24 protein-coding genes are annotated in these 26,169 nt (G+C 41.5%); 12 read left to right on the top strand and 12 right to left on the bottom strand.

Going from position 1 to position 26,169, the window contains the following annotated elements:
- The first annotated feature begins 1 nt into the window (after nt 1).
- The 7 genes from FN031_RS07050 to FN031_RS07020 all read left to right on the top strand — a co-directional run bounded on the left by FN031_RS07050 (nt 2) and on the right by FN031_RS07020 (nt 5,498).
- A complete protein-coding gene (locus tag FN031_RS07050) occupies nt 2–1,666 on the top strand; it encodes a DAK2 domain-containing protein (protein ID WP_142558876.1) in 1,665 nt (554 codons plus the stop codon).
- Between the two features lie 142 nt (nt 1,667–1,808).
- Complete coding sequence (locus FN031_RS07045; protein ID WP_080982950.1) at nt 1,809–2,000, top strand: hypothetical protein; 192 nt, start codon at nt 1,809–1,811, stop codon at nt 1,998–2,000.
- Nucleotides 1,997–2,191 (top strand): hypothetical protein, encoded by a 195-nt coding sequence (locus FN031_RS07040; RefSeq protein WP_142558874.1) that lies wholly within the window; start codon nt 1,997–1,999, stop codon nt 2,189–2,191. Before FN031_RS07045 ends, FN031_RS07040 begins: the two co-directional genes overlap by 4 nt.
- Entirely contained in the window at nt 2,178–3,062 is an 885-nt protein-coding gene (locus FN031_RS07035) for an ABC transporter ATP-binding protein (protein WP_142558872.1), read from the top strand. Before FN031_RS07040 ends, FN031_RS07035 begins: the two co-directional genes overlap by 14 nt.
- A 1-nt stretch (nt 3,063) precedes the next feature.
- Nucleotides 3,064–3,801 carry an ABC transporter permease gene (locus FN031_RS07030; protein ID WP_142558871.1) on the top strand — a complete coding sequence of 246 codons (738 nt, stop codon included), beginning with the start codon at nt 3,064–3,066 and terminating at the stop codon, nt 3,799–3,801.
- On the top strand, nt 3,801–4,898 hold the full coding sequence (locus FN031_RS07025; RefSeq protein WP_142558869.1) for a sensor histidine kinase: 1,098 nt from the start codon (nt 3,801–3,803) through the stop codon (nt 4,896–4,898). Before FN031_RS07030 ends, FN031_RS07025 begins: the two co-directional genes overlap by 1 nt.
- Nucleotides 4,899–5,498, top strand: coding sequence for a response regulator transcription factor (locus FN031_RS07020; RefSeq protein ID WP_142558866.1), 600 nt, complete (start codon nt 4,899–4,901; stop codon nt 5,496–5,498).
- A gap of 66 nt (nt 5,499–5,564) precedes the next feature.
- Here FN031_RS07020 and FN031_RS09045 read toward each other — a convergent pair whose 3' ends face one another.
- The 7 genes from FN031_RS09045 to FN031_RS06985 form a co-directional block, all read right to left on the bottom strand.
- A complete protein-coding gene (locus FN031_RS09045) occupies nt 5,565–7,139 on the bottom strand; it encodes a hypothetical protein (RefSeq protein WP_185928455.1) in 1,575 nt (524 codons plus the stop codon).
- 70 nt (nt 7,140–7,209) lie between these two features.
- Entirely contained in the window at nt 7,210–8,430 is a 1,221-nt protein-coding gene (gene dcm / locus FN031_RS07010) for a DNA cytosine methyltransferase (protein WP_142558864.1), read from the bottom strand.
- A 3-nt stretch (nt 8,431–8,433) separates the two neighbouring features.
- Nucleotides 8,434–10,467 (bottom strand): ATP-binding protein, encoded by a 2,034-nt coding sequence (locus FN031_RS07005; RefSeq protein WP_142558862.1) that lies wholly within the window; start codon nt 10,465–10,467, stop codon nt 8,434–8,436.
- Nucleotides 10,460–11,518 carry a DNA cytosine methyltransferase gene (locus tag FN031_RS07000; RefSeq protein WP_142558860.1) on the bottom strand — a complete coding sequence of 353 codons (1,059 nt, stop codon included), beginning with the start codon at nt 11,516–11,518 and terminating at the stop codon, nt 10,460–10,462. Before FN031_RS07000 ends, FN031_RS07005 begins: the two co-directional genes overlap by 8 nt.
- Nucleotides 11,519–11,619: 101 nt before the next feature.
- Complete coding sequence (locus tag FN031_RS06995) at nt 11,620–14,271, bottom strand: valine--tRNA ligase (RefSeq protein ID WP_142558859.1); 2,652 nt, start codon at nt 14,269–14,271, stop codon at nt 11,620–11,622.
- A gap of 29 nt (nt 14,272–14,300) precedes the next feature.
- Nucleotides 14,301–14,870, bottom strand: a complete 570-nt coding sequence (locus tag FN031_RS06990; RefSeq protein ID WP_142558857.1) for a GNAT family N-acetyltransferase — start codon at nt 14,868–14,870, stop codon at nt 14,301–14,303.
- Nucleotides 14,871–15,156: 286 nt separating this feature from the next.
- Nucleotides 15,157–15,552, bottom strand: coding sequence for a helix-hairpin-helix domain-containing protein (locus tag FN031_RS06985; protein ID WP_142558855.1), 396 nt, complete (start codon nt 15,550–15,552; stop codon nt 15,157–15,159).
- Between the two features lie 214 nt (nt 15,553–15,766).
- Here FN031_RS06985 and FN031_RS06980 point away from each other — a divergent pair, with 214 nt between their 5' ends.
- The 5 genes from FN031_RS06980 (at nt 15,767) to FN031_RS06960 (ending at nt 21,974) form a co-directional block, all read left to right on the top strand.
- Nucleotides 15,767–16,525, top strand: coding sequence for an isoprenyl transferase (locus FN031_RS06980; protein WP_142558853.1), 759 nt, complete (start codon nt 15,767–15,769; stop codon nt 16,523–16,525).
- Nucleotides 16,526–16,533: 8 nt separating this feature from the next.
- Entirely contained in the window at nt 16,534–17,337 is an 804-nt protein-coding gene (locus FN031_RS06975; protein WP_142558851.1) for a phosphatidate cytidylyltransferase, read from the top strand.
- Between the two features lie 21 nt (nt 17,338–17,358).
- On the top strand, nt 17,359–18,615 hold the full coding sequence (gene rseP / locus FN031_RS06970; protein ID WP_142558850.1) for an RIP metalloprotease RseP: 1,257 nt from the start codon (nt 17,359–17,361) through the stop codon (nt 18,613–18,615).
- Between the two features lie 15 nt (nt 18,616–18,630).
- Complete coding sequence (locus FN031_RS06965; RefSeq protein WP_142558848.1) at nt 18,631–20,484, top strand: proline--tRNA ligase; 1,854 nt, start codon at nt 18,631–18,633, stop codon at nt 20,482–20,484.
- A 110-nt stretch (nt 20,485–20,594) separates the two neighbouring features.
- Nucleotides 20,595–21,974: a glycoside hydrolase family 1 protein gene (locus FN031_RS06960; RefSeq protein ID WP_142558846.1), complete on the top strand. Its 1,380-nt coding sequence runs from the start codon at nt 20,595–20,597 to the stop codon at nt 21,972–21,974.
- A gap of 78 nt (nt 21,975–22,052) precedes the next feature.
- On the opposite strand, the gene FN031_RS06955 is transcribed toward FN031_RS06960, so the two are convergent.
- The 5 genes from FN031_RS06955 to FN031_RS06935 form a co-directional block, all read right to left on the bottom strand.
- Nucleotides 22,053–22,727: a rhomboid family intramembrane serine protease gene (locus tag FN031_RS06955; protein ID WP_142558844.1), complete on the bottom strand. Its 675-nt coding sequence runs from the start codon at nt 22,725–22,727 to the stop codon at nt 22,053–22,055.
- Nucleotides 22,711–23,250 (bottom strand): 5-formyltetrahydrofolate cyclo-ligase, encoded by a 540-nt coding sequence (locus tag FN031_RS06950; RefSeq protein ID WP_142558842.1) that lies wholly within the window; start codon nt 23,248–23,250, stop codon nt 22,711–22,713. The genes FN031_RS06955 and FN031_RS06950 overlap by 17 nt, the downstream gene beginning before the upstream one ends.
- 3 nt (nt 23,251–23,253) lie before the next feature.
- Complete coding sequence (locus FN031_RS06945) at nt 23,254–24,384, bottom strand: N-acetyldiaminopimelate deacetylase (RefSeq protein WP_142558841.1); 1,131 nt, start codon at nt 24,382–24,384, stop codon at nt 23,254–23,256.
- Between the two features lie 61 nt (nt 24,385–24,445).
- Complete coding sequence (gene dapD / locus FN031_RS06940; protein ID WP_142558839.1) at nt 24,446–25,144, bottom strand: 2,3,4,5-tetrahydropyridine-2,6-dicarboxylate N-acetyltransferase; 699 nt, start codon at nt 25,142–25,144, stop codon at nt 24,446–24,448.
- A 63-nt stretch (nt 25,145–25,207) separates the two neighbouring features.
- Nucleotides 25,208–26,140, bottom strand: a complete 933-nt coding sequence (locus tag FN031_RS06935; protein WP_142558837.1) for a DMT family transporter — start codon at nt 26,138–26,140, stop codon at nt 25,208–25,210.
- Between the last annotated feature and the right edge of the window lie 29 nt (nt 26,141–26,169).

The raw sequence follows: 26,169 nt of genomic DNA, 5'->3' as shown, positions 1-26,169 counted from the left end.
CGTGTCAAATATTACTACAAGCCTATTTCAGGAAATGGTCCAGGCTGCTTCTACTCGATTAAATAAGCAAGCCGAATATGTCAATTCATTAAACGTCTTCCCAGTTCCAGACGGAGATACAGGAACAAACATGGGAATGACTATCGAAAATGGTGCCAAAGAAGTAGCAGACAAACCAGCTTCAACTGTTGGTGAGGCTGCAAGCATCTTAGCTAAAGGTCTCTTGATGGGTGCGCGTGGGAACTCTGGAGTTATCACTTCTCAGCTTTTCCGTGGATTTTCACAAGCTATCAAGACAAAAGAAGAGTTAACAGGAAAAGACCTAGCTCTTGCCTTCCAATCTGGTGTTGAAGTAGCTTATAAGGCTGTTATGAAACCTGTTGAAGGAACTATCTTAACTGTATCACGTGGTGCTGCCATCGGTGCTAAGAAAAAAGCAGAGCAGACAGATGATGCAGTTGAAGTGATGCGTGCAGCCTTGGAAGGAGCTAAAGCAGCCCTTGCTAAAACTCCAGAAATGCTTCCAGTCTTGAAGGAAGTTGGCGTTGTGGACTCAGGTGGTCAAGGTTTGGTCTTCATCTACGAAGGTTTCCTTTCAGCTCTTACTGGTGAATATAGCGCTTCTGAAGACTTTGTAGCTACTCCAGCCAATATGGGTGAGATGATCAATGCAGAACACCACAAATCTGTAGCCGGACATGTAGCAACTGAAGACATTACCTTTGGTTACTGTACGGAAATCATGGTTGCCCTTAAGCAAGGTCCAACTTATGCTAAAGAGTTTAACTACGATGAATTCCGCAACTACTTGAATGACCTTGGGGACTCATTACTTGTTGTTAACGATGATGAAATCGTTAAAGTTCACGTCCATACAGAAGATCCAGGTCTTGTCATGCAAGAAGGTCTCAAATATGGTAGCTTGGTCAAGGTTAAAGTCGATAACATGCGTAACCAACACGAAGCACAAGTAGAAAAAGAAGCTCAAGTCAGCAAGCCAGCTGAAGAAAAAGAATATGCCCTTATCGCAGTAGTAGCTGGTCAAGGATTGGCAGATATCTTCCGTGCTCAAGGAGTGGATTATGTCATCGAAGGTGGACAAACCATGAACCCTTCGACAGAAGACTTTATCAAGGCTGTTGAGAAAGTCAATGCTCGCAACATTATCTTCTTGCCAAATAATAAAAATATCTTTATGGCAGCTCAATCTGCCGCAGAGGTATTGGAACAACCAGCAGTAGTGGTAGAAGCACGTACTCTTCCTCAAGGATTGACTAGCCTTCTAGCATTTGATCCAAGCAAGACTATCGAAGAAAACAAAGAACGCATGACTGCAGCTCTTGGTGATGTGGTCAGCGGTAGTGTAACAACTGCCGTTCGAGACACGACTATCGATGGTCTAGAAATTCACGAAAATGACAATCTTGGTATGGTAGATGGTAAGATCCTCGTATCAAACCCTGACATGCACCAAACCTTGACTGAAACCTTGAAACATATGTTGGATGAAGACAGTGAAATCGTGACTTTCTATATCGGTGAAGATGGAAGCGAAGAATTGGCTAACCAAATTGCCCAAGAAATCGCAGAAGAATTCGAAGATGTCGAAGTAGAAATCCACCACGGTCAACAACCAGTGTATCCATATCTCTTCAGTGTGGAATAAAGATTAAATAATAGAAAAAAAGAAAGTTGAGAAATCAACTTTCTTTTTTTGTGACATTTGTCATATTTCCTCATGACAGAAGCTTCTAGTGATTCTACCTTCAAAGAATTATACTAGATGTATCAAATGGAGGAAGAAAAAAATGAAACATAAAGTAATTGTCGCAATGAGTTTAGTAGTAGCAGGAGTCATGACTTATCTCATGTTCTCAGGATTGGATGAAGGTTTCTATCATTTTCCTTGGGAGCTATTTGCAGGATTTGGAATGATGTCTTGGCTTATCCGAGAAGGTTTGAAATTAGTCTCAGATGTGAAAAAGGAGTTTGAAAAATGAAAAAAGTGATTCTCTATCTTTTTATTGGACTATCACTAGTGGTATGGTTGGTAGAAATGTTTACAGGTTGGTTTGATCAAGCCTTCCTTCACCAATTCATTCGTGGTGCCTGGGGATTAGGATTTATGATTTTTATCGCCTTTCCGATGGGAAAGGAGTGGCTGAAAGGAGAATATCATGAACATGATTAAGGTAGAAAGCCTAAATAAAAACATAAAGGGTAAAGCTATTTTGAAGGATATTTCCTTTGAGGTAGCTGAAGGTGAATGCGTCGCCTTGATTGGGCCAAATGGTGCTGGGAAGACCACACTCTTGGACTGTTTGCTTGGAGATAAACTGGTCACCAGCGGTCAAGTATCCATCCAAGGCTTGCCAGTGACGAGTTCTCAGTTAGACTACACAAGATCCTACCTCCCTCAAGAAAATGTAATTGTTCAGAAATTAAAGGTTAAAGAGTTGATTGCTTTCTTTCAAAGCATTTACCCAAATCCCTTGAGCAATCAGGAAATCGATCAACTATTGCAGTTTGACAAGCAACAAAAAGAACAATTCGCAGAAAAATTGTCAGGTGGGCAAAAGCGTCTCTTCTCTTTTGTCTTGACCTTGATTGGGCGACCAAAGCTAGTCTTTTTAGATGAGCCGACTGCGGCCATGGATACTTCAACCCGTCAACGCTTTTGGGAAATTGTTCAGAACCTAAAAGCTCAGGGAGTTACCATTCTCTATTCGTCGCATTATATAGAAGAGGTAGAGCATACAGCGGACCGAATCTTGGTCTTGAATAAGGGAGAGTTGATCCGCGATACAACACCTCTAGCCATGCGTAGCGAGGAGATTGAAAAGCATTTTATCCTTCCTCTGGCTTACAAGGAAGTCGTTGAGCAGTCAAACTTGGTTGAAAACTTGGTACAAAAACAAGATGCCCTGCAAGTAGTCACACGAGAGGCAAATGCTTTTTGGCAACTCTTAGTCCAAACAGGATGTAGCATACAAGAAATTGAAGTTAATAACCGTAGTTTGCTAGATACAATCTTTGAAGAAACACAAAAGGGAGATGACTAAGATGAAACGATGGATCGCATTAAATAAGATAGAATTCCTATTAACCAAACGGCAACTAGTCTATTATCTATTATCCGTAGGGATGCCGACAGCATTCTATTTATTCTTTTCAGGCATGTACCAGGACACACCCGGTGGACCAGATAATTTTATGCGTGATTACCTCATCTCCATGACAGCCTTCTCCATGATGTCGACAGCTATGTTTTCATTCCCAGCTGTTTTACATACCGATAAAATCAACAACTGGCAAAAAACATTGCGCCATACCCCTGTAAATATGGTAGAATATTATCTATCAAAGATAACAAGTATGATGGTTGATTATTTGGTCTCAATCCTGGTTGTTTTCTCAGTTGGGCACTTGGTCAGAGGTGTGGATATGCCTCTAGGAAGCTGGGTTGGTGCTGCGCTCTTGCTGATAGTAGGAAGTGTAGCTTTTGTAGCCCTTGGTTTGACCTTGACTCTCTTACCAACTAGTCAATTGATGTCTGTCGTGGGTAATCTTCTTTATCTAGGCTTGGCCGTTTTAGGCGGACTCTGGATGCCTATCTCTTTATTTCCAGACTGGATGCAAGCAATCGGGAAGTGCCTCCCGACCTATCAGTTGATGGAGTTGCTCAAGACCTTCTTAAATGAGGCTGGCATCAATTTATCAGCCACAGTTTATCTACTTGTTTTTTCAGCAGTTTTGTTTGGTTTGACCATTTACCTTCAAGGTCATAAGGAGAATTCTTAATGCTTGAAAGACTGAAGAGCATAGACTATATGTATTGGGCCAGTTTGATTTTTATGGTTTTTCCCATCCTTCCTGTAGTGATTGGGGAGCTTGCTGTCTGGCATTTATTGATTGATATTCTATTTGTAGTGGCGTATTTGGGTGTTTTAACAACTAAGAGCCTTCGTCTATCCTGGATTTTCTGGGGGATCATGCTGGTCTATGTTGCTGGAAATACCGCCTTTGTTGCTGTGAACTATATATGGTTCTTCTTTTTTCTTTCCAATCTCTTAATTTATCATTTTGGCGTACGTAGTTTTAATTCTTTACATGTCCGGACTTTTCTCCTTGCTCAAGTGCTTGTTGTGGGGCAACTGTTGATTATTCAGAGAATCGAAGTTGGGTTTCTATTCTATCTACTTGTAATTCTTGCTTTTGTCGATTTGATGACTTTTGGTTTGGTTCGGATTCGTATTGTAGAGGATTTGAAAGAAGCTCAGACTAAGCAAAATGCCCAGATAAATCTATTGCTTGCTGAAAATGAACGTAGTCGTATCGGTCAGGATTTGCATGATAGCTTGGGACATACCTTTGCTATGCTGAGTGTCAAGACAGATTTAGCCTTGCAGTTATTTCAGATGGAGGCTTATCCACAGGTGGAAAAGGAATTAAAAGAAATTCACCAGATCAGCAAGGATTCCATGAATGAAGTGCGAACCATCGTGGAAAATCTGAAATCACGGACCCTAGCTTCAGAGCTTGAAACTGTCAAGAAGATGCTGGAAATTGCTGGGATTGAGGTTGAGGTTGAGAATCAATTGGACAAGGCTAGTTTGACCCAGGATGTGGAGTCGACGGCTGCTATGATTTTGTTAGAACTGGCAACCAATATCATCAAGCACGCCCAAGCTCAAAAAGCCTATCTAAAACTAGAACGCACAGATCAGGAATTGGTCCTGACAGTTAGAGATGACGGGAAAGGATTTGCAACTGTAGAAGGCAATGAGCTGCACACAGTACGAGATCGTGCCTCAGCCTTTTCAGGTCAAGTGGAGCTGATGAGTTTGAAGCATCCAACAGAGGTGCGCGTGCATCTGCCTTATAAGGAGAGAAAGTAGATGAAAGTATTAGTCGCAGAAGATCAAAGTATGCTGAGAGATGCTATGTGCCAGCTCTTGAGCTTTCAACCAGATGTGGAGACCGTCTTGCAGGCGAAAAATGGAGCCGAAGCTATTGAGGTTTTGGGGAAAGAAGCAGTAGATATTGCCATCCTTGACGTCGAAATGCCAGTTAAGACGGGACTAGAAGCGCTCGAGTGGATCAAACAAGAAGTGCCTGAAACCAAGGTGGTTATCGTTACAACCTTTAAACGTCCAGGCTATTTTGAACGAGCGGTCAAAGCAGGAGTCGACGCCTATGTCTTAAAGGAGCGGAGCATCGCCGAACTCATGCAAACCCTGCATACGGTGTTAGAGGGACGCAAGGAATATTCTCCAGAGCTGATGGAAGTCATGATGACCCATCCCAATCCCTTGACCGAGCAAGAAATCGCTGTATTACATGGAGTAGCCCAAGGCCTGTCTAACCAAGAAATTGCGGACAAGCTCTACCTCTCAAACGGCACCGTCCGTAATTACATGACCAATATCCTCTCCAAACTAGGCGCCAGCAACCGAACTGAAGCAGCCAAAACTGCCGAAGAAGAAGGCTGGTTGTGAGGGGGAGATAAGTAAGTAAAAATCTCTTAGAAATGAATCTAAGAGATTTTTTTGTGTTATTCAGAGCTATCTTGCTACCCAGCCGATGGCATCGTGAGGTGGGTTTTCGGTATCAATCCAGATGAATTCAATACCGATTTCCCCGTTCTTAAACTTGGTTAAACGAATACCGTTGATTTCCAGTTCATTGAGTCGTTGACCTGTTAAGACTTCTCGTTCCTTCAACTGGAAAACACCACGCAAGATCCAATTTCCAAGAATTTCTTGCTTATCAGTTGATTGAATAGCTTTACCAGATTCTTGGTTGATATAGGCATTAATGACATCACCAGAAGGTAAAAATCGTAGTTTAAAGGTTCTTTCTTCTTTGGATAGAGCTAGTTTTTTAGTCCCAGGTTCAAAGCTTCCAAATCCAGGACCAAAGAAGTCTGGCCTTTCGTCGTGGAAATTTTTGGAGTCTGGTAGCGGGATGTAAACTTCGCTAACTGGACGATAAACCAGCTGTTCAATTTCTTTAATGAGTCTTTCATTGCCAGTATTGTGGACAAAGTGAATCAAGTCCTCACGAATAGCCTTCATCTGAGCTTTTTCATCCTTGCTGGTCCACTTTTTCAAGAGGATTTCTTCTAAGGAGAAAGTCACAAAAGCTAGTTCTTCTGGAGCCAGACTGTCTTTGAATTTATCCTGAATCTTTAGAATTCGCGGCAAGCGGTCTTTCTTAGCTAGTTTTGAACCACCATTAAAGGCATTGAAACCAGAGTTTTCTTCCACATTTCCATGTTTGTCTGTGATAACCCAAGACATTGTTTCTAAGATATCGGATTGTTCCTTTTTAGCTGTCAGCAAATGAAGATTTTCAAAGAGAGAAAAAGGATCTTCGATGTAATGGACGTCCCAAGTGTCTACCACAATGTCTTTATTATTAAAGGTCATGTGGAGCTGGCTGTCAGCTGCCGTGTACTTGTAGTGGTGTTGCCCATCTGTAAATCGGAAATTAGTTGGATTGTTTTTGGTAGTTGATCCTTCAATGACTAGATTCTCAATATCGACTGGCAAATAAGATGTTTCACCGACAAAAATCTTAGGATTTTCTCCCTTTGGTGTCGGCATCAGGACGTGGTAAACAGCTTCAACATTGACCGAATCTGAGCTAAATCCCTTGATTTGTGCCTTGGAAGACTCTATTCTCTGATTTCTTAAGGTCGCAATCTTCTTTGCTAACTCTTCATAGCGTTGATAGTTTTCCTTGTCTGCAGCTTCTTTATCAGCTGAAATATCCGCATGAAACTTGATGTCACCCAATAAGTCCGTCCAAGATTGAGAATCTTTCTTGAACTGGGCAATTTTTTGGTCTCCAGAATTAATCCCAAAAGACTTGATACCTACTAGGTATTTATGATTTTCATCCACAACGACAGAAGCATCATAGGAAGTATTGGCGATATCTTCCCCTACGGCATTAAAGGCTTTTTGAAAAACAGTCTCCTGAAATTTGGAGTTGACGATAGGAGCGACAGAATGTTCTGTTTGTTCCTCGTCTTCGGATTCAGCCTTTTGAGAGAAAGCTTGGCTCAAGCTAGCGAAGTTGGTAATTAAGGTTTTGTATTTGTCTTTTTGTTCAGATTTTAGATGTTCCCACATAAGCACCCTCTTTTCTATTTTCAGTATATCAAAAGAAGATTAGTTTTTCACTAATCCTCTTATATATTCGTTAATTAATACTGTAAAATTCGAGTTTGCCTTGTTTTTTGACAAGTCTCAAATACTCTTCATCTGACAGAACGGCTAAACCATCATCATAAGACTTGATTGTTTCAAGAGCCTGTTCATAGCTATCTACAAAGTCCTTGACATAGGATTGCCCTTCAAATTGCCCATTCATCTTAGTGTAGATAATGGCGAATTTCCCTGAGCGGTCAAGTTGAGACAGCCCATGACTTTCGTTCAAAGCTTTGGCAACATTTTCCGCAATGCGTTTAATCACGGGGACAACCACACTGTTTCCAGCCTGTTTGTAGAGCTGACCATTGGAAACCCCTTCTGGAATTTTAAAGGATTTCGGATAGCCTTGAACATTAAAGGTTTCTTTGGGAGTTAACTTTCGAATCTCACCACTGTCCGTCAGGATCAATGGAACGTTATGTCCACCTGTTCCCATATTGGCTGTTAGGGTAGGGACAACGCCGTTTTTGTTTTCACGGACATACTGACGCCGCCATTGATAAACTGTATCTTGACTAGTCACTTCAAACTTCAACTGGTCGTAGAAATTTTGCTTGCCCTCACGGTAGTAGTAGACCTCGTCTAGCTTATCACCAAAGTTAATGACGTCTTGAAGAGTCGTAGTTAGTTTGATTTCTTCTGGAAATTCAAACAAATCATAAGCTTCTTTAGTATCAAAACCAACAATATAGATCCGCTCACGGTTTTGTGGGATATTTCCATAGTCTTTCCCGTTGAGAACCTTCCACTTGATGAAGTAGTTGTTCTCTGTCAAGGCTTCACGAATAACCTTGAAGGTATTGCCATGGTCATGACCGACCATGTTTTTGACGTTTTCTATGAAAATAGCGCGAGGTTTGCATCCCTCAATCATGCGAAGCAATTCGAAGAAAAGATCGCCACGATCATCATCAAATCCCTTGCGATAACCCGCAATACTAAAGGCCTGACAAGGGAAGCCTCCCATAATCACATCCACGCGCTCAGCTGGAATGTCCTCTGGCTGAACATCGTGAATATCACGACCATCCAAATAGGTATCTGGATGGTTCAACTGATAAGTCTGACGCGCATACTTATCAAATTCATTGGCATACACCACTCTGAACTCGTTGGTCTGTTCAAATCCCAACTCAATTCCCCCAACACCTGAGAAGAAAGCTGCAATGTTGTACTTCTCAGGTCGGTTCGAACTTACAGAATTTGTCATGTCTTACCTACCTTCTAATTCATGGCACGTTAAATCCGGAATTAATTTAATATCTTTTTGATACTGTATGTGCTCTCTGTACATTTTTTTTGCTTCAGCAATAATTTTGTTGTATTTTAAAATAGATATATTCATATCTGCTAGCATCCCAATTTCGTCCTTAGATAACTCTATGCTATTACCACTTCCTGGCAAACCAGTATCTTCAGATAAAATAAAAATCACTGGAATATCTTTTTCATCAACCTCATGTAATTCAGGTATTTTCTGTATCATAGCTCGTCTGTAATTTGTTACTTGAGAATATATATCAGGATAACTAACTTTGGCATATCCTACTGCAGAATTTTTTTTCAACTCAATAATTATTGGATATTTTTCCTCTGCAACTCTTATGGATATATCCAAAAAATTACGCTTAAAATTTTCATTACCATTATCTAATCTAAAATATTCCTGATTACGTAAGTAATCTGTCTGAGTGGGATTGTTTCTATCTATATTCCAATACGGTTTTATCAACCACGGATTATCAGAGAGATGTTCCTCAAACAGTTTTTCAGGTGTATTAGTACCAGACATTAACTCCTCGAGCTTATTGATAGCAGATAGACGTTTTTTTATAAGACTAGCATGATTTATATCTTCTGTTTTTGCAATGTTTTCCATAAGTTTCAGTAATAATTCAAACTGTATTTTCTCGTCCTGATCATTGTAAAGAGTAAATATTAAATCATCACTTTCGATATTATTAATGACACTTGCAATGGAGGTTAACATTGAGTCAACTGCTTGTTGATCTTCATCATTCTCTTCATCAATTCTAGCTGATAGCAATTCAAGTAATCTGTTATTGATTTCTTTTTGCTTATTTGAAAGATTTGATAACCAACCCTGATATGAAGCATTTGTTTTAATTCTTTCTGGAAGACTTTCAACAATATTATCCCGACGGAGTTCGCCCCACCGTTCAATAACATAATCTCTAATCTTGTTAAGCATATCAATTAACTCTTCAACAGCTGGGATGGAATCATCCAGACCTTGTCGACTTGAAGTAATCGGGTCATCTAATGTAGAAATAAAAGTATCTGCTCTTACTTCACCTACTATGTAATTATTTGCAATTCTAGCATTTGATTTTCCTTTTAAAATATCCTCATCTGCAATTTTACCGTTTGCTAAAATAATAATATTCGCAAAACTTGAATTTTCTTCATCTTTTAAATCTTTAGGCTTGCTTGTTGTGCCTATCCATCCACAAATGTCTGAATCAATAAAAAATGATTTTATTTCTTCCTTATCATTGTACTCTTCTATATGCTTAAGACTTGTAAACTTGCTTTCTAAATTCTCTCTATTTTCATTACCAAAATAAAATAAATACTCAATTTTGTCATAATATTCATTAGAATCAAGCTTTAATTCCTCGCCATCAATGTTTAGTTTAAAGTCAGTCTTACTTTGATTGATATAAAATCTCCTTGAAAGCTGATTTCTAATATTTTTTCGGGTTGCAACAGTAGTCTTTCGACGTGTATCTGTAATTTTTACAATAAAACCTGAAGAATATGATTCATATTTAGAAAACTCAGGTGGAAGAGAACCTTCACTAATCTCTACTTCATAATCTTCCTTAGAAATCATTTCGCGATATTTAAGATTAAAACTTATCCAACTATCTGACCCTTGACATTTAGAATAGACAGTATACTCATTGCCTAAACTAAAAGCTGCTAACTTACCAATTCCTTTTTTACCCATTGGTTTTCTCTCATCTAAGTCATTAATCGGTTCCTCATATTTCTTTTCAGAACCAATAATTGCATATTTACTTTCTAGTTCTTTCAGAGAGAGCCCTTTGCCATTATCAACAATAGATATGGAATCATCTGATAAGGTTATATCAACTATTGTTGCATATGCATCATAGGAATTTGCTACTAATTCTGCCAATGCAGGTGGAGTCGTTGAATACAAATTTCTTCCTAAATGTGTCACAGCATTATTTGCAATAGAAAATTTTAAACTAGACATTGTTCACCTCTTCTAAATGTCTCAATATACTCTTACCAATTACCTCACCTAATTTTGGAGGTACTGCATTTCCAATTTGTAACGCTATTTGGGATATTGGGTAATTTCGGCCCTGTTTAGGGTTAACAAACTCATAATTTAATGGGAAAGTCTGTAAAAGTGCTCCCTCACGCAAACTTAAAGCCCTATCTTGTTCTGGATGACCAAATCTACCATTACCAATTCCAGGAAACTGAGTTGTAATAGTATTAGCAGGCTTGTCCCATTCTAATCGACCATAAACTGACCCAAACGATTTTCCACTGTCTTTTTTATATGCTTCTAAAAGAAGGTCATCATCCCAATCTCTCCATGTCCCTCCTGGTTTAGATTGTCTTATTCTTTTTAAGTTTAAATCTGATAAATTTCTGCTTCTATGCAGTGGATCATATTCATGAGTTTCTCCCGCTCTTATTTCAGGTAGTTTCCCTATCGTATCTCTAAGAGTAGGGTGAGTGTCTGAATTGAATTCTGGTTCAATTAACGAAATATCTCCGAATTTTGACGCAAGTAAAACTAGCCGTTTTCTTGTTTGAGGAACTCCGTAATCCGGAGCATATACCACCTTGTAAGTGACCTTGTAGCCACTCTTTTCTAATAAAGTGCGAAAACGATGAAATACTTCTCTTTTTTGCATCTGAGGAACATTTTCCATTGATACAATATCTGGTTTTACAAGTTCAACTTGTCTACCAAAACAATCCAATAGATCTATCTTCTTTATTGTGTTTTCATTATTCTGATATTTATGACTGTATGTTGAAAATGGTTGACAAGGAGCACAACCAATCAGTACTTTTATGTCAGTATCTGACGGATACAATTCCAAGATTTCGTCATCTTCAATTTCCTTTATATCTTTTAAAATAAATCTAGCATCATTATTGTACTCGTAGGCAAATTTGCTTTTTTCATCAATATCATACCCAGCTACAACATTGATACCCGCCTGCTGAATACCGTAAGTTAGACCGCCTACACCACAAAACAAATCAACTGCATTTATTTTCATATCGGCCTCCTATTACTTTTCGTTTTTACCTTTCATTTTACCATAAATCAACTAAAAAAGCAGATGCTGATATTAATTTTCAGAATCTGCTTATTGTTTCTTTATTTCACCAACTTCTTCATCTCATCAATACGTGCAACCGTCGCATCGTACTTAGCTTGGTAGTCGGCTTGTTTGTCGCGTTCTTTTTGGACGACTTCTGGTTTGGCGTTGGCTACGAAGCGTTCGTTAGAGAGCTTCTTGCCGACCATGTCCAGTTCTTTTTGCCATTTAGCTAGTTCTTTGTCGAGGCGAGCGAGTTCTTCTTCGACATTGAGGAGGTCTGCGAGCGGCAGGTAGATTTCTGCTCCTGTGATGACGCTTGACATAGCGAGTTCAGGTGCAGGGATGTTTGATGCGATTTCCAAGTGTTCTGGATTTGTGAAGCGTTTGATGTAGTTGACATTGCTGTTAAAGAAGGCTTCCAAGTCGCTATCGCTTGTCTTAACAAGGATGGTGATTGGCTTGCTTGGTGCTACGTTTACTTCCGCACGCGCATTACGAACGGCACGGATCAAGTCTTTGAGGCTTTCTACACCAGTGTGAGCCGCAAGGTCTTCAAAGGCTGGGTTGACAGTTGGGTATGCTGCTGTAACGATAGAGCCTTCTGAGATTTGTCCAAAGATTTCCTCTGTCACGAATGGCATGATTGGGTGAAGGAGACGAAGGATCTTGTCCAAGGTGTAAAGGAGAACAGAACGTGTGATGACTTTCTCTTCTTCGTTATCACTATAAAGGACTTCCTTGGTCAACTCAACGTACCAGTCCGCAAACTCATCCCATATGAAGTTGTAGAGGATATGACCAGCTACACCAAACTCAAACTTATCAAAGTTTTCAGTGACTTTTCCAATAGTTTCATTAAGGTTATGGAGAATCCAGCGGTCTGTGACATTGCCAGCTTCCTTGTTGACAACTTTTTCCACATTGGCAGTAGCTTGCTCAAGGGTCAAACCTTCATTGTTCATGAGGATGTAGCGAGAGATGTTCCAGATCTTGTTAATGAAGTTCCATGAAGCATCCATTTTCTCGTAAGAGAAGCGCACGTCTTGGCCTGGTGCAGAACCGTTTGAAAGGAACCAACGAAGGCTATCTGTTCCGTACTTATCAATAACATCCATTGGATCAATCCCGTTACCGAGAGATTTCGACATCTTGCGTCCTTGCTCATCACGAATGAGACCATGAATCAAGGCATTTTTGAATGGCGACTTGCCAGTAAATTCCAAACCTTGGAAAATCATCCGAGACACCCAGAACGGAATAATATCATAACCAGTCACCAAAGTTGATGTTGGATAATAACGTTTAAAGTCTTCTGAGTCCACATCCGGCCAGCCCATGGTAGAGAATGGCCAAAGAGCCGAACTGAACCACGTATCCAAGACGTCTTCGTCCTGAGTCCAACCGTCACCTTCTGGAGCTTCTTCGCCGACATATATTTCACCCTCAGCATTGTACCAAGCAGGGATTTGGTGCCCCCACCAGAGCTGACGAGAGATTACCCAGTCGTGGACATTTTCCATCCATTGGAGGAAGGTATCGTTGAAACGAGGTGGGTAAAATTCTACCTTGTCCTCTGTGTCTTGGTTGGCAATAGCATTTTTCGCCAATTGGTCCATCTTAACGAACCATTGTGTAGACAAGCGTGGTTCAACCACAACACCTGTACGCTCTGAGTGACCAACGCTGTGGACACGTTTTTCGATTTTGACCAGAGCACCGATTTCTTCCAACTTAGCAACGACTGCCTTACGAGCTTCAAAACGGTCCATGCCTGCAAATTCGAAGGCCAAGTCGTTCATAGTTCCGTCGTCGTTCATGACATTAACTTGTGGCAAGTTATGGCGTTGACCAACCAAGAAGTCGTTTGGATCGTGAGCAGGTGTGATTTTCACGACACCAGTACCAAATTCAGGGTCTGCGTGCTCATCCCCAACGATTGGGATGAGTTTATTAGCGATTGGAAGGACGACGTTTTTACCAATCAAGTCCTTGTAGCGTGGGTCTTCTGGATTGACTGCAACGGCAACGTCTCCAAACATAGTCTCAGGACGAGTAGTCGCCACTTCAAGGGCGCGTGAGCCATCTTCTAGCATGTAGTTCATGTGGTAGAAGGCACCTTCGACGTCCTTGTGGATCACCTCGATATCAGAAAGGGCTGTGCGGGCTGCTGGGTCCCAGTTGATGATAAACTCACCACGGTAGATCCAGCCTTTCTTATATAGGTCCACAAAGACCTTGCGGACAGCTTTTGACAAACCTTCGTCAAGAGTGAAACGCTCACGAGAGTAGTCTACAGAGAGCCCCATCTTGCCCCATTGTTCCTTAATGGTAGTGGCATATTCGTCTTTCCATTCCCAGACCTTCTCGAGGAATTTCTCACGACCCAGGTCGTAACGGGTAATGCCCTCACCACGCAAGCGCTCCTCAACCTTAGCCTGAGTCGCAATCCCGGCGTGGTCCATCCCTGGAAGCCAAAGTGTATCAAAACCTTGCATGCGTTTTTGACGGATGATGATATCTTGCAAAGTTGTATCCCAAGCGTGACCAAGGTGGAGTTTCCCAGTTACGTTTGGTGGTGGAATTACGATTGAATAAGGCTTAGCCTTTTGATCTCCTGAAGGCTTGAAAACATCCGCGTCAAGCCATTTTTGGTAACGACCAGCCTCAACCTCGGCTGGATTGTATTTAGGTGAAAGTTCTTTAGACATGTGTGTGTCCTTTCTAGTTATTTCTATTTTTAATGTTGGCCTTGAGCTTCCCACTCGTTCCTCAGCAATCCATATATCAGACTGTCACAGCGGTTACCTTGAGCATCTTTGCGGTCTCGGATCCTAGCTTCGAGGGTAAAACTAAGCTTCTCGGCGACTCGTTGACTTTGAACATTGGAACCAAAGCAGGTCAATTCTATCTTGTGAAGACCTAGTTCCTTAAAAGCCAGATCAATCAAGGCACGCGCTGCTTCTGGTACATAACCGCGACCCCAATAGTCTGGGTGCAAGGTATACCCAATCTCTAGCACATCGTCTTCGTGGCGATGGTTGAAATCAACAGAGCCGATAATCTTATCAGTCTCTTTGACCACGATTCCATAGCCTGCTGGGAGATTGTCTTTTTGATTGCGCTCGGGAAGGATATGTTCTAGGTAATAAATCTCATCTTTCAAGGTCTTGACAGGTGGAAAACCTGCTGGGTAAGAGACTTCTGGACGACTAGCATAGTCAAAGATATCCTCTACATCCGCCACGGTACGGACTCGTAAGACCAGTCGCTCAGTTTCGATTTGTTCTGGCAATTCAGTTCTTGTCATCCTTCTTCCTCGCTTTCTACAAAAAAATCGCCCCTGTCACTAATATGACAGGGACGAATGTGTTTATCCGCGGTACCACCCAATTTCGGGCAGATGCCCGCAACTCTCGTCTTTAAAACAAAAAGACATTTATATTTCATTTTTTAATTTCAACTCACTAGCAACCAGTTTTGACACATTTGTGGACTTCTCAGCACCGCCACTTTCTGTAAAATGTGGGACTCAAAACACCTCTAATGGCTTTATTTTAACAAGTTTTTCACGGAAATGCAAGGGACAAGAAAAATTACTTGAACTTAATGCCGTTTTCTTTTAATTTCTTGATAGTAGCTGGACCGATTCCTTTCAAAGCAAGGAGTTCTTTTTCTGTCCAGTTTTTGAAGTCAGAAGCCGACTTGATACCTTCATCATAGAAAGTCTTAGCACGATCAAGTGGAAGTCCACCTAAGTCAGCTGCGAAATCTTCAACAGAAGTTGTAAGCTTGTGGGCTTGCTCTTTAGTTGCTTCTACAGCTTTTTCTACTTGCTTAGAGACTGCTTTTCCTGCCTCATTTGCAGCTTTTTCAGCATGCTTCACAACTTTTTTTGTTTCTTCGACAACCTTGTTTACAGCATTTGAAAATGCACCTGAACGACGAAGGCTGTTTCTTAATTGTTTTTTACGTTGTAGTTTCTTTGACATGGTAAAATCCTTTCAATAAAAAATCCCTGTGATTGAACAAGGACTAATCTTTATGTTTTTATTGTATCAACTTTCTTTTGAAAATGCAAGGTTTGAAATGATGCTCTTATTTGTAAACTATAGTAAATTCCCCTCTAGAATAAGCTATGAAGATAGAAGAAAAGCGAAAAATATGGTATAATGAAACGATAGATTTTTGAATAGGAATACAAGCATGTTTGGATTTTTAAAAAAAGATAAACCAATAGAAACTCCAGTACCTACAATGGTACCGTCTCATATCGGTGTTATCATGGATGGAAATGGTCGTTGGGCCAAAAAACGAATGCAACCTCGAGTTTTTGGACATAAGGCTGGGATGGATGCTTTGAAAAAAGTTGCAATTGCAGCTAGTGATATGGGAGTTAAGGCCCTGACTGTTTATGCCTTTTCGACCGAAAACTGGGCTCGTCCAGACCAAGAAGTTAAATTTATCATGAACTTGCCAGTTGAGTTTTATGACAAATATGTGCCTGAATTGCATGAGAGAAACATGAAGATTCAGATGATAGGTGAAACCAATCGCTTACCTAAAGAGACTTTTGAAGCTTTGAAAAAAGCGGAGGAATTAACGCAGTCAAATACAGGATTAATTCTTAATTTTGCCCTCAACTATGGAGGAAGAGCTGAAATTACACAGGCTCTCAAGTTGATTGTAGAGGAAGTTTCAGAAGGTAAGATAAGTTCTGCAGACATTGACGAAGAATTGATTGGAGACTATCTTTTTACAGGTCATTTACCTAAAGATTTTCGTGATCCAGATTTGATTATTCGAACTAGTGGTGAGCTTCGTTTGAGTAACTTCTTGCCTTGGCAGGCTGCCTATAGTGAACTTTATTTCACAGATGTCTTGTGGCCGGATTTCGACGAGCAAGCTTTGAAGGAGGCTATTGCAGAGTTCAATCGTCGTAACCGTCGATTTGGAGGAGTTTAGGAGAAATGATGAAAAAGGATTTACTAAAGAGAACCATCTTTGCCGCTTTGGCTTTGGCTATCTTTATACCGCTCTTAATCTTGGGTGGCCTATGGTTACAGATTGCCATGGGATTGATTGCTATGTTAGGGGTTCATGAACTACTTCGTATGAAAGGTTTAAATACCATGACACCCGAAGGACTCTTGACCTTATTAGCGACATTTGCTCTTACTATTCCCTTGGAAAATTATTTGACCTTCTTACCAGTAGACGGGAATGTTGTTACCTATAGCGTCTTGATTTTTATCATGTTAGGTTGCACAGTATTTAGTAAGAATTACACGATTGAAGATGCGGTCTTTCCAATTGCCATGAGTTTTTACGTCGGCTTTGGATTTAATGCCTTGGTCGATGCTCGTGTAGCAGGTCTAGATAAAGCCCTTTTGGGACTTTGTATGGTTTGGGCAACAGATAGTGGTGCCTACCTAGTAGGAATGAATTTTGGTAAGAAAAAGCTAGCTCCGAGAGTCTCTCCAAATAAAACAATTGAGGGAGCATTGGGTGGAGTTGTCGCTGCTATGATAACAACAGCCATCTTTATGATGGTAGATAGTACCGTCGCCCTACCTTATGGGATTTACAAAATGACTGTTTTTGCTATCTTCTTTAGCTTGGCAGGTCAGTTGGGTGACTTGATTGAGAGTGCCATGAAACGCCACTTTGGTGTCAAGGACTCAGGGAAGTTCATCCCTGGACATGGTGGTGTATTGGACCGCTTTGACTCTATGTTAGCTATTTTCCCTATTATGCACCTATTCGGCTTATTTTAAGGAAAGGGAATCAGAAACTAAATGATTGGATTATTAACGTTTATCCTGGTTTTTGGAATCATCGTGGTGGTCCACGAATTCGGGCATTTTTACTTTGCCAAGAAATCCGGGATTTTGGTTCGTGAGTTTGCCATTGGTATGGGACCAAAGATTTTTGCCCATATCGGAAAAGATGGTACTGCCTATACGATTCGTCTCTTGCCACTAGGTGGCTATGTCCGTATGGCAGGTTGGAGCGAGGATGCTACAGAGATTAAGACAGGAACTCCTGTTAGCTTGACTCTTGATCAAGATGGCAAGGTTAAGCGGATTAATCTCTCTGGTAAGAAAATTGATCAGACATCTCTTCCTATGCAGGTAACTCAATTTGATTTTGAAGACAAGCTCTTTATCACAGGTTTGGTCTTGGAAGAGGAGAAGACCTTTTCAGTGGACCATGATGCGACCATTGTGGAAGCTGATGGAACGGAAGTTCGTATAGCTCCGCTGGACGTCCAATATCAAAATGCGACTGTCTGGGGTAAATTGATTACGAACTTTGCTGGACCCATGAACAACTTCATTTTGGGAGTCATTGTCTTCTGGATTTTGATTTTCATGCAAGGTGGCGTTAGTGATACGCAAACGAATAACTTCAGTATCATCCCTGATAGCGCGATTGCTAAGGCCGGTGTTGAACATACAGCTCAGATTACCAAGGTAGGAAATTATGAGATTTCAAACTGGTCTGATTTGATTCAAGCGGTTGAGGCGGAGACAAAGGATAAGACTGCCCCTGTTTTGGATGTGACTATTTCAGAAAACGGGACTGAAAAGCAAATAACTGTGACACCGGAGGAGAATCAAGGACGCTATATTCTAGGTGTTCAGCCTAGTCTCAAGTCTGATATCTGGTCTATGTTTATGGGTGGATTTACCAGTGCTGCTGATTCAGCCTTGCGCATTCTCAATGCCTTGAAAAGTTTGATTTTCCAGCCTGATCTAAATAAACTGGGTGGCCCCGTTGCTATCTTTAAGGCAAGTAGCGATGCTGCTAAAAATGGTCTTGAGAATGTCTTATTCTTTTTGGCTATAATTTCTATCAATATCGGAATTTTCAACTTGATTCCTATCCCGGCATTAGATGGTGGTAAAATCGTGCTCAACATCATTGAAGCCATTCGCCGCAAACCACTAAAACAAGAAATTGAAACCTATGTGACTCTAGTTGGAGTTGTGATTATGGTTGTCTTGATGCTCGCCGTAACATGGAACGACATCATGCGAACCTTCTTTTAGAATTTGAGGAAAAATATGAAACAAAGTAAAATGCTTATTCCAACGCTTCGCGAAATGCCAAGCGATGCTCAAGTTATCAGCCACGCCCTTATGTTGCGTGCTGGTTATGTTCGTCAAGTATCTGCAGGTGTCTATTCCTATCTGCCACTTGCTAACCGTGTGATTGAAAAAGCCAAGAAGATCATGCGTCAGGAATTTGACAAGATGGGTGCCGTTGAGATGTTGGCTCCGGCCCTTCTCAGCGCTGATCTTTGGCGTGAATCTGGTCGCTATGAAACTTACGGTGAAGACTTGTACAAATTGAAGAACCGTGAGAAGTCAGACTTTATCTTGGGTCCAACTCACGAAGAAACTTTCACAGCAATTGTCCGTGATTCTGTCAAGTCATACAAACAGTTACCACTGAACTTGTATCAAATCCAGCCTAAGTACCGTGATGAAAAACGTCCACGTAACGGACTTCTTCGTACGCGTGAGTTTATCATGAAAGATGGTTATAGCTTCCACGCTAACTATGATAGTTTAGATGTTACTTATGATGAGTACAAGGCAGCTTACGAGCGTATCTTTACTCGTAGTGGCTTGGACTTCAAAGCTATCATCGGTGACGGTGGAGCTATGGGTGGTAAGGATAGCCAAGAATTTATGGCCATCACACCTGCTCGTACAGACCTTGACCGTTGGGTAGTGTTAGATAAGTCTGTCGCGTCGTTTGATGAAATCCCTGCAGAAGTGCAAGAAGAAATCAAGGCAGAATTGCTTAAATGGATGGTTTCTGGTGAAGATACTATTGCCTACTCAAGTGAGTCAAGCTATGCAGCTAACTTGGAAATGGCAACTAACGCCTACAAACCAAGCAACCGTGTTGTGACTGAAGATCAAGTAGCTCGTGTGGAAACACCAGGTGTCAAATCGATTGATGAAGTTGCTGCTTTCTTGAATGTCTCTGAAGAGCAAACAATCAAGACCTTGGTTTATATCGCAGACGAGGAGCCAGTTGTTGCCCTACTCGTTGGTAATGACCAACTCAATGAAGTCAAATTGAAAAACTACCTTGGAGCAGACTTCTTAGAACCTGCAACCGAGGCGGAAGTGAAAGAATTGTTGGGAGCGGACTTTGGTTCACTTGGACCAGTCAATCTTCCAGAAAATGTCAAGATTATCGCAGACCGCAAGGTGCAAGATAGTCGTAATGCTGTTGTAGGTGCTAACGAAGATGGTTACCACTTGACTGGTGTCAACCCAGGTCGTGATTTCACTGCTGAGTATGTAGATATCCGTGAAGTGCGTGAGGGCGAAATTTCACCAGATGGAAAAGGTGTTCTCAACTTTGCCCGTGGTATCGAAATTGGTCATATTTTCAAACTTGGGACTCGCTACTCAGCAAGCATGGGAGCAGATGTTTTGGATGAAAATGGTCGCGCTGTCCCAATCATCATGGGATGTTATGGTATCGGTGTCAGCCGTCTCCTTTCAGCAGTCATGGAACAACACGCTCGCCTCTTTGTAAATAAGACACCAAAAGGTGAATATCGTTACGCTTGGGGAATCAACTTCCCTAAAGAATTGGCGCCATTTGATGTTCACTTGATTCCAGTTAATGTTAAGGATGAAGCAAGTCTTGCATTGACAGATCGTATCGAAGAAGCCTTGGTAAACAAAGGTTATGAAGTTTTGACGGATGACCGTAACGAACGTGTTGGTGTTAAATTCAGCGATAGCGACTTGATTGGTCTTCCAATCCGTATCACTGTTGGTAAGAAAGCAGCTGACGGGATTGTAGAAGTGAAGATTAAGGCGACAGGAGATACAATCGAAGTTCACGCTGATAGCTTGCTTGAAACCCTTGAAATCCTAACAAATAAATAAAATCTATAATCAGAAGAAAAACAAGACAAAAATGTAACTAGTTTTTGCCTTGTTTTTTCTTTATAATGAGATAAAATAAAGATAAAATGAGTAAATAAAGAGGTAGAGCTATGCTAAAATTTCCAAAGGATTTTGTCTGGGGGTCCTCAACATCTGGACCACAGACAGAAGGACGAGTACCTGGTGACGGCAAGGGAGATAATCTTTGGGATTATTGGTACCAAGTAGAGCCAAATCGCTACTACAATGGGATTGGGCCAGATAAGACATCGACCTTCTATGAAAATTGGGAAAAAGATATCGAACTATTGTTAGAAACAGGTCACACAGCCTTTCGGACTTCTATCCAGTGGTCTCGTATTTTCCCACAGGGCCGTGGAGAAGTCAATCCTCAAGGTGTGGCTTTCTACCGTCAGGTCTTTGAAGCCATTAAGGCCAAGGGAATCCGTCTCTTAGTCAATCTCTACCACTTTGACCTGCCTTTTGCCCTTCAGGAAGATGGCGATGGTTGGGAAAACAAGGCGACCATTAAGGCCTACGAAGACTATGCTCGTTTCTGTTTTGAGACCTATGGAGACTTGGTGGACCAGTGGATTACCTTCAATGAGCCGATCGTTCCTGTAGAGTTTGGTTATTTCTATGATGCCCATTATCCACATAAGGTAGATGCTAAAGCTGCGGTTCAGGTAGCCTATAACACTCAGCTGGCTAGCACTCTTGCAGTTAAGGCCTGCCATGAGGTCTTGCCGGGTTCTAAGATTGGGATTGTCCTCAATTTGACTCCAGCTTATCCACGTAGTCAACATCCTGCGGATGTGAAAGCTGCTCGTATAGCCGACCTCTTTCAGGCCCAATCTTTCCTAGATCCATCTGTCTTGGGAGTTTATCCAGAAGAACTAGTGGAAATTTTAGCTGAGCATGATTTGCTGCCGGATTCTACAGCAGAAGAATTGGAACTCATTCGTGAATACACAGTAGACTTTCTTGGGGTCAATTACTACCAACCCTTGCGTGTTATGGCGCCACGTTTTGCTAAGCACCCGGATAGCCCGCTCTTGCCAGAGCATTTCTATGAGCCTTATGTCATGCCAGGCCGTAAGATCAATCCTCACCGTGGTTGGGAAATCTATGAGCAAGGGATTTATCATATTGCTCAAAATATCAAGGAAAATTATGGCAACATCGAGTGGATGCTGACCGAAAACGGTATGGGTGTTGAAGGTGAAGACAAATTCCGTGAGAATGGCATGATCCAAGACGATTATCGTATCGACTTTGTCAAAGGCCACCTGCGTGAACTTCATCGTGCTATCGAAGATGGTGCCAACTGTAAAGGCTACTTGATTTGGACCTTTATCGACTGCTGGTCATGGCTCAATAGCTATAAAAACCGCTATGGTTTAGTCGAACTTGACTTAGAAACACAAGAACGCCGCTTGAAAAAATCAGGCTACTGGTTCAAAGAACTCAGTGACAATAATGGGTTTTAAGCAATTTTTCAAATAGATTCAAAAAAGACCATTGGAAATAAAGCTCTCTGAGAGAGATTCCAATGGTTTTTCTTTGTATTAAAGCAATCCGATAAAAAGTAGTAGGGCTGATAAAGTAATGAAGGCTAGGGTTGCAAGACCACGTTGGACTGGGCTATAAATCTTTCGTTCTCCTCGGACAGGGAAGACGATAGCCAGTAATGCGCCACCAACAGCTCCCCCAACGTGTCCAGCAAGGCTGATTCCAGGGATTAAGACACTACCTATCAGGTTGATGACTAAGAGGGAGAGATAGGATTGACCAAGCTGTTGGAGGTAGGGATTGCGCGAAGCATACCGAAGGACGACAATAGAAGCGAACATGCCGTAAAGGGCGGTTGAGGCCCCAGCTGAGATGGCATTAGGACTAAAGACCAAAACAAAGAGATTCCCCATCATCCCTGATAAAAGATAGATAAAGAAAAATTGTTTGGAACCAAAGATGTCCTCCATCTGACGGCCTAAAAAGTAGAGGGATAGCATGTTGACTAAAAAGTGCTGCAAGCCAATGTGGACAAAGATTGCTGAGAACAAGCGCCAGACTTGCTCAGGCATGGCCTTGATGGCAGGAGGATATACAGCTCCGAATTGATACAAGGTGGCTGCACTTGTGTAATTGAAACCACTGGTTAGAAACATGATGACAAAAACCAGGGTTGTCACGAGAAGAAAGAAGCTCGTGACGGGATAACGACGATCAAAAATCTCTTTCATAGATAATTACCTCCTTAACGGGAATATCGTGTGGATCAGGATGGAAGTTCTGAATCTGACAAGGATAAAGCGTACTGATGGTGTTACCAGAATAATGGCTCAAATATCTGTCATAGTAGCCACCACCATACCCAATCCGATAGCCAGAAGAATTGAAGGCCAAACCAGGAACATGAATCAGGTCAATCTGAGAGGGTTCAAGGATTGTGAACGCTCCTTGAGGTTCAAGAAGTCCAAAAGAATTCTGTTCGAGTTTTTCTGGTTCATAGACGACAAAGTCCATTTTCCCATGTGGATAGGTTTTGGGGATGAGGATCGTTTTCCCATCTTTTTGAGCCTGTTCGATAAGTCTAGCTGTCTGAAATTCATGAGGAAAAGACAGATAAGTGGCGATGGTTTTTGCTTCCTTGTAGAAGGGATGTAGAAGTAGTTGTTCAGTCAACCAAGCGTCCATGACTTCCTTTTCTTCGGCTGATAGAGATTTGAGTTCTTGCAAGACCTGCTTGCGTAGGACATTTTTCATAGTTTACTCCGCAACTTTCTTGGCTAAGAAGCTTGATACCGCATCGACACCGATAGCTAGAGCTTCTTCTTTAGGACTCATCTGTGGATGGTGAAGAGCATAGGGACTATCAATTCCGAGCCAGAACATGACACCAGGAACCTTGGAGAGAAGATAACCAAAGTCTTCTCCTGTCATGGCAGGTTCGATGTCGATTAGTTCAATTCCCTCTTTTTCATCAAAGAAGGTCATCAATTCCTGGGCTAATTCAGGGTTGTTTTCGACAGGCAAATAACCTCCCTGCTTGAGTTCAACTTCCACATCCATATCAAAAGCAGCTGCGATACCTTCAGCGATGGCTTTGACACGTTTTTGAACTAAGAGACTCATACTGTGTGTAAGAGCTCGGATGGTTCCATGCAAGAAGGCAGTATCAGCGATGACATTGTTGGTTGTTCCAGCTTGAAAGACACCGAAAGTAACGACAGCTCCCTCGATAGGATCGACATTGCGGCTGACGACAGACTGAACTTGTGTCACAAAATAGCTAGCTGCAACCAGAGCATCGTTGGCTTGGTGTGGAAAGGCAGCATGGCCGCCTTTACCCTTAAAGCGAATTTTGACTTCGCAAGTTCCTGCAAAGAGAGTGTGGGTATTGGTCGCAATCTGTCCAACTTTTAAGTCCGGACGAACATGAAGTCCATAGAATTGGTCAGGCAACCAGTCGCCAAAAGCTCCATCTTCATACATGAGCATACCCCCTGCTTCATTTTCTTCTGCAGGTTGGAAGAGAAAGAGGAGGTTGTTTTTGGGTTGTTTTTCTAGCGCACGTTCAAGACTTCCAAGGGCAATGGTCATGTGAAAGTCATGTCCACAAGCATGCATACGGTCTGGGTGTTGAGAGGCAAAGGAAAGGCCTGTTTGTTCAAGGATTGGGAGCCCATCGATATCTGTTCGCCATCCTATAGTGCGTTCTGGCTGACTTCCTTGCAAGTAAACTAAAATACCTGTTCGCCAAGTACGAATCTGAACAAAATCCTTACCAGCTGTTAATTTTTCAATGACATTGAGCAAATAAGCGTGAGTCTTGAATTCTTCTAAACCGATCTCAGGAATTTGGTGAAGATCGCGTCGAATCTGAATCAAATCTAACATATCTAATTTCCTTCTATTTATACGATAAAGAGGCTGGAAAGGGTTCCGCCTCTGTTACTAATTACAAGGTACGAAGCGCATCCTCTAGCGCTGTTTTTTGTTGAGTTTGGCTATCAATTTCTTTGATGATACGAGCCGGAACACCTGCCACCACAACATTTTCTGGGACATCCTGAGTGACGATGGCACCTGCCGCAACAACAGAACCACTACCGATTTGAACACCCTCGATGACGACAGCGTTAGCACCGATGAGTACATTGTCACCCACACGGACAGGCTCTGCACTAGCTGGCTCGATAACACCTGCGAGAACAGCACCGGCACCGACGTGACTATTTTTACCAACAATAGCACGTCCACCTAGAATAGCACCCATGTCAATCATAGTACCGGCACCAATTTCTGCACCAATATTAATGACGGCCCCCATCATGATAACAGCGTTGTCACCAATTTCAACCTGGTCACGAATGATAGCGCCTGATTCGATACGAGCATTGATGTCACGCTTGTCAAGGAGAGGCACAGCAGAGTTGCGAGCGTCTTGTTCAACAACATAGTCTTTGTTTTCTGTTAAATTTTCGAGGAGGGGAGCGATGTCTTTCCAGTCTCCGAAGAGGACATTTCCAAGCTTGGTAACAGAAGTAGGGATAGTTCCAGCAAGTTGTCCTTCAAAGGTTACTTTTACACTGGTCTTTTTCTCAGCATTGGCGATAAATTGGATAATTTCTTGAGCATTCATTTTTGTAGCAGTCATGGGTGTCTCCTCACTCTTTGTAATGCTTACTATTCTACCAAAAAAGGCTCCAAAATTGAAGCCTTAAGTATGAAAAGAAGTTTCTTTCATTTTATCCTTTGATTCTTCGATGGATAAGAAGACCATTGGAATAATAATCAAAATCATAGCTAATAGCAGATAGCCATCCAAGACTAATCCTAGAAACAGAACGCTTAGAATAGCTGATGATAAAGGTTCGCTTGCACTGACCACTGACACCACCAATGGGGAAACGAGTGAGACAGCCTTCATGGATAGGAAGAAGGCAAAGGCTGTTCCAAAAAAGGCAATGGTTAAACAGATAGCGATACTAATCCAATCAAGCTGAAAGCTTATTCTATAAACAGGGTAGAGAATATTACTAAAGAGCCCAGCTAGCATCATTCCCCAACCGACAGTTGGAACGAATCCATATTCTTTGGCAAATTTTTGTGGCAAAATCACATTGAACATGACTCCCAGAGCACTGAGTAGCCCAGTGACTAAGGCTAAGGGTGTGATAGATAAAGTTGACAGGTCCCCTTTTGTCGTCATCAAGAAGACTCCGACCATGGCAATTAGAACATATAGGATTGCATTCCTAGAGGCTTTCTTTTTATAGATTATCCGATCATAAGCTAAGATGAAAATAGGGCTGATGAATTGGAGGATAGTAGCAGTCGTCGCATTTGAGTATTCGACGCAGAGATAAAAGAAAAACTGAACGGAGAAGATTCCCAATATAGCATAAGCAAGGAAAGAAAGATAATTCTTTTTATCACGCCAAATATCGAATAAGTGAAATTTAAGCTTGTAAAATGCCAAAATGAGTACAGAGCTACCAGCTATTAGAAGCCTCATAGAAGTAATCCAGCCTGAAGAAACCTGATAATGTGTAAAAAAGTATTCCCCTAAAATACCACATATTCCCCAAATTAAGCCAGATAAGAGAGAATAGATGGTTCCCTTAAAGATATTCTTTTGATATTTATTCATGAAGCTATTGTACCATGAATAAGAAAAAG

The organism is Streptococcus mitis, assembly GCF_902159415.1.
Classification (GTDB): domain Bacteria; phylum Bacillota; class Bacilli; order Lactobacillales; family Streptococcaceae; genus Streptococcus; species Streptococcus mitis_BG.
Note: the sequence above shows the minus strand (reverse complement) of the source record. Positions and strands in the feature narration are given on the sequence as shown.